This window comes from Streptomyces sp. NPDC001770 (assembly GCF_053596135.1).
This window is the reverse complement of sequence record NZ_JBSFFN010000081.1, coordinates 1-8,468: the sequence shown is the minus strand read 5'-3', so window position 1 is coordinate 8,468 and position 8,468 is coordinate 1. Positions and strand designations below refer to the sequence as shown.

Here is an 8,468-nt window from a genome sequence, read left to right as displayed (position 1 = left end):
GCTCCGGCACCTTCGTGCACGGCAACTACTGGGGCAGCTCCAGCATCTTCGGCTCGGCCAACACCAGCCACGGCTGCGTCGTCCTTCATCAGGAGCTCCAGGTAGCCCTTGACCATTACGGTGCTCCGGAGACCGCACCCGGCGGAGCGGGGTCGGCCAGGCTGAACACGTCCGCGCCGGTCTCGGCCCTCCAGACCAGCTCCTCCTGATCGCTGTCGACAGCGACGACCCCGGCCCTGGTCCGGATGAAGTTGTTGCTGCGTCCGAGGGAGTAGGCCCCCGTGTCGTGGAGGCACAGCAGGTCGCCGGGCCGGAGGTCGTCCGGCAGCTCCATGGCCGCGGCGTGGACGTCGTTCTCGTAGCACAGCGGGCCGGCCACCGACCAGGTACTCCGCCGGGACGAGAAGTCCCGGCCGACGGGTGTCAGGCGGTGGATCTCGCCGCTGCCGACCCACGGGGCGATGTTGTTGCCGCCGTCCAGGATGAGCCAGCGGGCTTCCGGCAGCTCCTTGCGTGACATCACCTGCGTCACCATGGCCATGGCGTCCGACACCAGCCAGCGGCCCGGCTCGCAGGCGAGGGCCACGCCTTCCAGGCCGGCGTGCTGCATCCGCTTGTCCAGCTCCGGAAGCAGCTGTGCGACCTCCAGGACCGGTTCGTCGTCCGGTGCGGGGGCGGTCCCCCCTTGCGCCATCCACAGTGCGGTCAGCGGGCCGGAACGGGGTCGTCGGATTCCCGGTACGCCGAAGCCGCCACCGATGTTGACCTCGCGCAGCCCGAACCGGCGGTGCAGGACCGCGGCTTCGTCCAGCACGCGTCCCAGAGCCTGGAGCATCAGGTCCTGGTGAACGATCTGGCTGCTCAGATGGGCGTGGACGGCGGTGAGGGACAGGTGGCGGGACTCGGCGATCTGCTCGACGAGACGAGCGAGCTGCGGTGACCCCGCAGGCCAGCCGAAGCGGTTGCGGGCCGCCGCCCGCTCGGCCTGGGCCCGGTACGAGGGGTCGGAGGAGGTCGACACCGGCACGCCGGGAGAGATCCGGATGCCCACCTCGACGGTCTGCCCCGCCCGGGCGGCGATGCTCTCCAGTGCCGCTATTTCCTGCTCGCCGTCGATGTTGACCCGCACACCGTGCCGCACCGCGGTGGCCAGCTCGGCGTCGGTCTTCACCGGACCGTTGAACACCGTGGCCGCCGGGTCGAACCCGGCGGCCAACGCGGCCTCCAGTTCGTATCCCGAGACAATGTCCGCGCCCATGCCGTGACCGGCCAGGCGCCGGAGCAGATACGGCAGGTAGTTGGTCTTCACCGAGTAGTACGCACGGGCCGGCCGGCCCAGGCCGCCGAGCACTTCGAGCAGATGCTCCGTCGCCCGGTCCAGCCGAGCGGAGTCCAGTACGTGCACGGGCGTGCCGTGCCGCTGCGCGATGCCGACCAGGCGCTCGTAGTCCCAGCCCGGTTCCGGCCCGCTGTCCGGCTGGTCCCGGCTCATCGGCGTATCCCCTTCTCGTGCGAACCTCGCGCCGGTGCGGCGTACGGCGAGACACCGGTGAGCAGACGGAAGCCCGCGTCGATGTGCCGGCGCGTGAGCAGGTCGGCGTAACGGCGATGCCAGTCACCGGAAGCGAGATCGTCGCTCAGCCGCGCGACGCCCCGGGCGACAGCCTGCTCGTCGGTCAGCGCGAAGGCCGAGCAGGCTTGACGCGTCGCAGGATCGAGATAGGCCTCCGGTCGCTGCCAGAACGCGGTCATGAACCCGTCCGTGAAGTCGTGCCACACCGGCAACTCCGTGACCTCGCAGGGTCCGAGGAGTGTGGTGAGACGGTCCAGGGACGGCACACGGGACCATTCGGCCTCGGCGATCTGCGGGACGTAGTCGCGGGTGAACCAGAAGTCGGCCTGTACGTCCATGTCGTACGTGACAATGGCGAATCGGGAGGCGACCCGGAGGAGTTCGGAGATCCCGGCCTCCAGGTCCGACCAGTGATGGACAGTCAGCACCGCCATGACCGCGTCGAAGCTCTGGTCGTCGAAGGGCAGGCTCTCCGCGTTGCCGGCGACGCAGGGAGCGGCGTCCGGGCTCCGTTGCGCCCGCATCTCCCCTGACGGTTCGACCGCGACGACCGGCACGCCGGCCGGCTCGTACGCGCCGGTTCCCGCTCCTACGTTGAGGACCGAGCGGGGGTTTCCCAACGACTCCTGAATCTGCTGCGCCCACCGTGGGTCGGGGCGGCGTACGGAGGAGTAGCCGACGCCGATGCGGTCGTAGACGGGCGCGGTGTCACCGGCTGTCGCAGCGGCCGGGGGCGTAAGTACGGGATTCAGCATGCCGATCACGCCTCGTTGCTCGCGCGGACCTCGGCTTCGTACTCCTCGCCGTAGCGGCGGTTGTCCCAGGAGTTGACCGCCACCAGCCACACGTCCCGGTGGCCCCCCTCGTCGGTGAGGTGCTCGATGTCGGTGACATTGTGGAACATCAGGCGGTCGTCGAAGGCGATCGCCTGGCCGTCCTCGAGGGTGGTCCGGAAGAACGGCTCGCCCCCGCCGAGCGGCATGAGTTCGGTCTCGCCGCCGGATATGTTCTGACGGCGGGTGACGGCGACGATGCCGTACTCGTGCCCGTCGCGGTGCGGCCCCTCGGGTGCGGCGACGCCCTCGACATCGGGGGTGGACACGACCCGGCACTGATGGATGTTGAGCTGCCAGACGGTGTCCTTGTCGAGGCCCAGGGCCTCCGCGCCGGCCGCGATGAGCGGCGCGGGGTCCCCCGTCAGAGGTTCCAGGGTGCGCATCCGGCCACCGACGAGGTCGTTGAACTGGCGCGGCTGGGCGAAGTGGCGGTGCGGCAGCAGTTCCAGCTTCCACTCGCCGTCGTGGACAAGCCGGAACTGGGAGAAGCGGCGGTACCTCTGAGTGGAGCCGGTGTAAGGGTCGAGCGGCAGTTTCTCGAACTCGGCCAGTGTGCGGTCGTCCAGCGGAGGCGTGTCGATGATGGCAAAACCCTGCGCGTTAAGGCCCATCCGAACTCCCAAGGTCAGGTGCCCCGATGCCCGAGGGTCCGGGGCCGTGAACGGCTCCCGGAGAGGTTAGACAGGTGAACTCCGCGCTAACAAGAACTTGGTTGCTTCATGAACTCGGGTGGAGTTCGACACGGTGTCGTATGGACATCACACGTGATCGCGTGTAGGCGACGGGCGGGATGCGTGCGAGGCCGAGGGAGGGCCGCGACGGCCGCGATGGCGGCGGCGACCAGTGCGGATCGTCGAATCACAGACTTGATCACAGGAACCCCGGGGACCGAACCGCTGGAGCGTGACGACCGCGAAGTGCCCGGCCCTGCCCGCGAACGACGGTGGATCTCGGTCATCGCCCCTTTCCATACGGAACGTTGATGCCGGAGTTCCACTCGGGCTGGAATCGAACACCAGGGAAACGGCAGGCTGGCGCGTGTGATCACGACTCCTTCAGCCGTCCCGCACGGCACCCCGCGCTCGCGGCACATGGTGATCTGCGGTGACGACGGCCTGGCCCGCCGCCTCGCGGTCGAACTCGACGCGGTGTGCGGAGAGACCGTCACCGTCGTTTTGCCGTCCCGCCACCACGAGCACGGCGGAGAGATCGACGCGCTCCACCGGGACCCCTCCTCCGGCATCGAACTGCTGGTCGCGGCACGTCCGGACGAGCAGACGCTCCGGGCGGCGGGGGTCGAACAGGCCGCCGCCCTCGCCCTGACCTACGGCGACGACCAGACCAACATGATGGCGGCCCTGCTCGCCCGGAGCATCAATCCGTCCGTCCGCCTGGTCATCCGGATGTACCACCGCGAGCGCGGCCGCCACCTCGAACAGCTGCTGGACCGTGCCGTCCTGGCCCGCCGGAACCGGCCGGAGGCTCCGCCCCAGGATGCCCCGCCGGCCGGCCTGCCGCTCGACACGTCGACCACGGTGCTCTCCGACTCCGACACGGCGGTTCCCGAACTGGTCGCCGCGGCGGCGCTCGGCCACGGCCACACCCTCCAGGTCGCGGGCAAGGTCTTCCGGGGAGTGGTCCGCCCGGCCGGCACTCCCCCGCACACGGCGGACCTGGCCACCCTGGCCGTCTTCTCCGGGACGGACCGGCACGATCCGCGCAGCGAGGACAGCGCGGAGACCCCGGGGGACGGCGGAACCCAGCTCCTGCCGGACACCGTCACCGCGTACCACAGCCAGTTCACACACGGCCGGCTGATGCTGGAGGAGGTGACCGCCGACCGCACGCTGGAGGCTCCCTCGGCCTCGCGCGGAATCGGCGGCTGGCTGCGTGAACGGCTCACCCATCTGCCGTGGAAGGTGTTCGTCTCGCGCGAGATGACCTCCGTCTTCGGTGTGCTGGCGGCAGTGGTGGCGCTGCTCTCCCTCGCGACCTACGCGGCCGTCGACGGCATACCCCTGTGGAAGGCGGTGTACCTTCCGCTGCTGGACATCTTCACGATGGGCGATCCCGCCACCTCAGAGCCCCGGGCCCGCAAGTTCCTCCAGCTGATCGCGGGCTTCACCGGCATCGCGATCCTCCCGCTCGTGGTGGCCGCCACCATCAACGCGACCGGCGCCTTCCGCGCCGCCTCGGTCAACCACCTGCCCGCCGACGACCTCCGGGACCACATCGTGCTCGTCGGGCTCGGCAAGGTGGGCACCAGGGTCCTGGTCCGGCTGCGCTCCGCCCATCACCGGGTCGTCGCAGTCGAACGCGATCCGCAGGCGCGGGGCGTCGCGGTGGCCCGGGAGCTCGGTGTGCCCCTCATCCTGGAGGACGCCACCGGCCCCCGCGCCCTGGACCTCGCCCGGATCGGGCAGAGCGCTTCCCTGCTCGTCCTGACCAGCGACGACAGCGCCAACCTGGACATCGTCATGGCCGCGCGCGAGGCCAACTCGGGCGTACGGGCAGTGATGCGGCTGTACGACGACGACTTCGCGGCCACCGTCTCGCTCACCCTGCGCGCCTCCTATCCGGACGCGGTGACCCGTAGCCGGAGCGTCTCGGCGCTCGCCTCGCCGGCATTCGCCGCCGCGATGATGGGCCGCCACGTCGTGGGTGTGATGCCGGTCGAGCGAGGGGTGCTCCTGTTCACCACGGTGGACGTGGCCGGCCATCCGGCGCTCGAGGGCTTCTCCGTACATGAGGCGTTCGCCCGAAACGAGTGGCGCGTCCTCGCCGTGGGTTCGGCTGTTCCGGGAACGCACGTCGGCTCCCCCTCCGACACCCTCGGAGGCCAGGACCTCTCCGAACGCGCCGGCTTCGACTGGCGTCCTCCCCACGGCCGCGTCCTGCGGGCGGGCGACCGGGTCGTCCTGGCGACGACCCGGCGCGGACTCGACATCCTCACGCGCGGAGCGCCGACCGCTCCGGACGCCGCCTGACGGACCGTACGGGACCGGGACGGGACAGCCGGGGCGCGGCGGGAGCAGCAGGGGCGTGCCCATGGCGGCGCGCCGGGGGCAGCCGGGCCGTGGCGGCGGGGAGGCGCCTCGGACGGGCTAAACGCCCTCCCCTTTCCCCTCCGGGGCGGCCGCCTTGTCCGTAGTACGTCAAAGTCGTGCCGGCAGCCGGCCCGCGCCCCGTCCACGGCAGGCGGAACCGGCAGCACCGGGGATTTGCTGGGTGTCCGAGGGTCCGGCTCCAGCCGGAGGCTTCCGCGGGGAGCCGGCTGGTTCAGGGGGCGGCCCTGTCCGACGCACGGCCCGAGGAGCATGGAATGGCCGACGTGGTCTTCGTCGTCACCACGATCGCGGTCTTCGCGCTGGTGATCCTGATCGCGAGGGGGGTGGCGAAGCTGTGACCGCCGAGAACGTCGTCGGCCTCGTCGTGGCCGTCGCCCTGCTGGGCTACCTCGTCCTGGCCCTGCTGTATCCGGAGAGGTTCTGAGGCCGGTATGAGCCCCGTTCTCGCCGGTGTGCTCCAGGTCCTCGCGCTCGTCGTGGCGCTCGGCCTGGCCTACCGCCCGCTCGGCGACCACATGGCCCACGTCTACTCCTCCGAGAAGCACCTGCGCGTCGAGAAGTGGGCGTACAAGGCCGTCGGCGCCGATCCGGACACGCAGATGCGCTGGCCCGCGTATCTGCGCGGGGTGCTGGCCTTCTCCGTCGTGAGCGTTCTCTTCCTGTACCTGTTGCAGCGGGTTCAGGGGGGCCTGCCGGGTTCGCTGGGGTTCTCGTCGATCGATCCGGACCAGGCCTTCAACACGGCGGCGTCCTTCGTCGCCAACACCAACTGGCAGTCGTACTACGGCGAGCAGGCCATGGGCCACGTCGTGCAGACCGGCGGCCTGGCGGTGCAGAACTTCCTCTCCGCCGCCGTCGGCATGGCCGTCGCCGTCGCGCTCGTCCGCGCGTTCGCCCGTACGGGCACGGGCGAGCTGGGCAACTTCTGGTCCGACCTGGTGCGCGGTACCGTCCGCGTCCTGCTGCCGATCGCGGTGGTCGGGGCCGTGGTGCTGGTGGCGACGGGTGCCGTCCAGAACTTCTCCGGCATCCACGACGTCGGTCAGTTCACGGGCGGCTCCCAGCAGTGGAACGGCGGCGCCGTCGCCTCCCAGGAGGCCGTCAAGGAGCTGGGGACCAACGGCGGCGGCTACTTCAACGCCAACTCCGCCCACCCCTACGAGAACCCCAACGGTCTCTCCAACCTCTTCGAGGTCTTCCTGATCCTCCTCATCCCCTCCGCCCTGACCCGAACCTTCGGACGGATGGTCGGCTCGCTCCAGCAGGGGTACGCGATCCTCGGCACGATGGCCCTCATCTGGGTCGGCTTCACCGCCCTGATGATGTGGACCGAGTTCGCCCACCACGGACCCGCGTTCGACATCGCCGGCGGGGCGGCGGAGGGCAAGGAGGCCCGCTTCGGCATCGGTGGCTCGTCCATTTTCGCGGTGGCCACGACAGTGACGTCGACCGGAGCCGTGAACGCGTTCCTCTCCTCGTTCACGGGCCTCGGCGGCGGTATCGCCCTGCTGGGCATGCAACTCGGCGAGGTCGCGCCCGGTGGTACCGGATCGGGGCTCTACGGCATTCTGATCATGGCGATCATCGCGGTGTTCATCGCCGGTCTGATGGTCGGGCGCACGCCGGAGTACCTGGGGAAGAAGATCGGTACCCGCGAGATCAAGTTCGCGGCCTGCTACATCCTGATCACCCCGGCCCTGGTGCTCGGCTTCGCGGCCACCGCGATGGCTCTGCCGACCCCACCGCGTTCGATGCTGAACCCGGGCGCGCACGGCTTCTCGGAGATCCTCTACGCCTACACCTCCGGCGCGAACAACAACGGCTCCGCCTTCGCGGGCCTGAACGCCGACACCCAGTGGTTCAACACCACGCTCGGGATCGCGATGCTTCTGGGCCGGTTCCTGCCCATGGTGTTCGTCCTCGCTCTGGCGGGCTCGCTGGCCGCGCAGAAGCCCGTACCGGCGACGACGGGAACCCTGAGCACCCACAAGCCGCTGTTCAGCGGGCTGCTGGCCGGCACGATCCTGATCGTCACCGGTCTGACCTACTTCCCGGCGCTCGCGCTGGGCCCGCTGGCCGAAGGGCTGGCGTCATGACCACCGGTCCAGAGCAAGAGGACTCCATGTCCGCTGTCACCCCGTCCCGGGCGCCGCACCAGGACGCACCCACCGGCCGTCAGGGCGAAGGGCGCGTCGGCGGTGGCCTCTTCGATCCCCAGCAGCTGCTCAGGTCGCTTCCCGACGCCGTGCGGAAGCTCGATCCCCGGGTGATGGTCAAGTCCCCGGTGATGTTCGTGGTGCTGGTCGGGTCGGTCTTCACCACCGTGCTCGCGGCCACGGACCCCACGGACTGGTTCGGCTGGGCCATCACGGCCTGGCTCTGGCTGACGACGATCTTCGCCAACCTCGCCGAGGCGGTGGCCGAGGGCCGCGGCAAGGCGCAGGCCGACACCCTGCGCAAGGCCAAGACCGACACGGTCGCCCGCCGGGTCGCCGACGGGAAGGAGGAGCAGGTTCCCGGCACCGAACTGCGCGTCGGCGACCTGGTGGTCTGCGAGTCGGGCGATGTCATTCCGGGCGACGGTGACGTGGTGGAGGGCGTCGCCTCGGTGGACGAGTCCGCGATCACGGGCGAGTCGGCCCCGGTGATCCGTGAGTCCGGCGGTGACCGCAGTGCCGTCACCGGGGGTACGAAGGTCCTCTCCGACCGCGTCCTGATCAAGATCACGACGAAGCCGGGCGAGACCTTCATCGACCGGATGATCAACCTGGTCGAGGGTGCGGCACGGCAGAAGACGCCGAACGAGATCGCGTTGAACATCCTGCTGGCGTCGCTGACGATCGTCTTCCTGCTCGCCGTCGTCAGCCTCCAGCCGTTCGCGGTCTACGCCGGTCAGAAGCAGTCGATGATCGTGCTGGCCGCTCTGCTGGTCTGTCTGATCCCGACCACGATCGGTGCGCTGCTCTCCGCGATCGGTATCGCCGGTATGGA

General features: G+C 70.0%; 8 protein-coding genes. 5 read left to right on the top strand and 3 right to left on the bottom strand.

Going from position 1 to position 8,468, the window contains the following annotated elements; translation table 11 throughout:
* Window positions 1-115: 115 nt before the first annotated feature.
* Genes ACWCSV_RS34260 through ACWCSV_RS34250 form a run of 3 tightly spaced genes read right to left on the bottom strand, consistent with a single transcriptional unit; the run spans window position 116 to window position 3,020 of the window.
* Window positions 116-1,492: a diaminopimelate decarboxylase family protein gene (locus ACWCSV_RS34260; protein WP_451149123.1), complete on the bottom strand. Its 1,377-nt coding sequence runs from the start codon at window positions 1,490-1,492 to the stop codon at window positions 116-118.
* Window positions 1,489-2,328, bottom strand: a complete 840-nt coding sequence (locus ACWCSV_RS34255; RefSeq protein WP_451149121.1) for a class I SAM-dependent methyltransferase — start codon at window positions 2,326-2,328, stop codon at window positions 1,489-1,491. The genes ACWCSV_RS34260 and ACWCSV_RS34255 overlap by 4 nt, the downstream gene beginning before the upstream one ends.
* 5 nt (window positions 2,329-2,333) lie before the next feature.
* A complete protein-coding gene (locus ACWCSV_RS34250) occupies window positions 2,334-3,020 on the bottom strand; it encodes a 2OG-Fe dioxygenase family protein (protein ID WP_451149119.1) in 687 nt (228 codons plus the stop codon).
* A gap of 429 nt (window positions 3,021-3,449) precedes the next feature.
* Between ACWCSV_RS34250 and ACWCSV_RS34245 the strand changes: the two genes are divergently transcribed.
* From ACWCSV_RS34245 to ACWCSV_RS34225, 5 genes are all read left to right on the top strand, one after another.
* Window positions 3,450-5,396, top strand: coding sequence for an NAD-binding protein (locus ACWCSV_RS34245; RefSeq protein WP_451149117.1), 1,947 nt, complete (start codon window positions 3,450-3,452; stop codon window positions 5,394-5,396).
* 176 nt (window positions 5,397-5,572) lie between these two features.
* A complete protein-coding gene (locus tag ACWCSV_RS34240) occupies window positions 5,573-5,815 on the top strand; it encodes a hypothetical protein (protein WP_451149115.1) in 243 nt (80 codons plus the stop codon).
* The gene (gene kdpF / locus ACWCSV_RS34235; RefSeq protein WP_037777601.1) at window positions 5,812-5,901 is read left to right on the top strand and encodes a K(+)-transporting ATPase subunit F; all 90 of its coding nucleotides are present in this window, start codon (window positions 5,812-5,814) and stop codon (window positions 5,899-5,901) included. Before ACWCSV_RS34240 ends, kdpF begins: the two co-directional genes overlap by 4 nt.
* A 7-nt stretch (window positions 5,902-5,908) precedes the next feature.
* Window positions 5,909-7,573, top strand: a complete 1,665-nt coding sequence (gene kdpA, locus ACWCSV_RS34230) for a potassium-transporting ATPase subunit KdpA (RefSeq protein WP_451149113.1) — start codon at window positions 5,909-5,911, stop codon at window positions 7,571-7,573.
* Window positions 7,570-8,468: HAD-IC family P-type ATPase (locus tag ACWCSV_RS34225; protein ID WP_451149111.1), on the top strand; the 899-nt coding region annotated here is incomplete at its 3' end. The genes kdpA and ACWCSV_RS34225, both read left to right, overlap by 4 nt.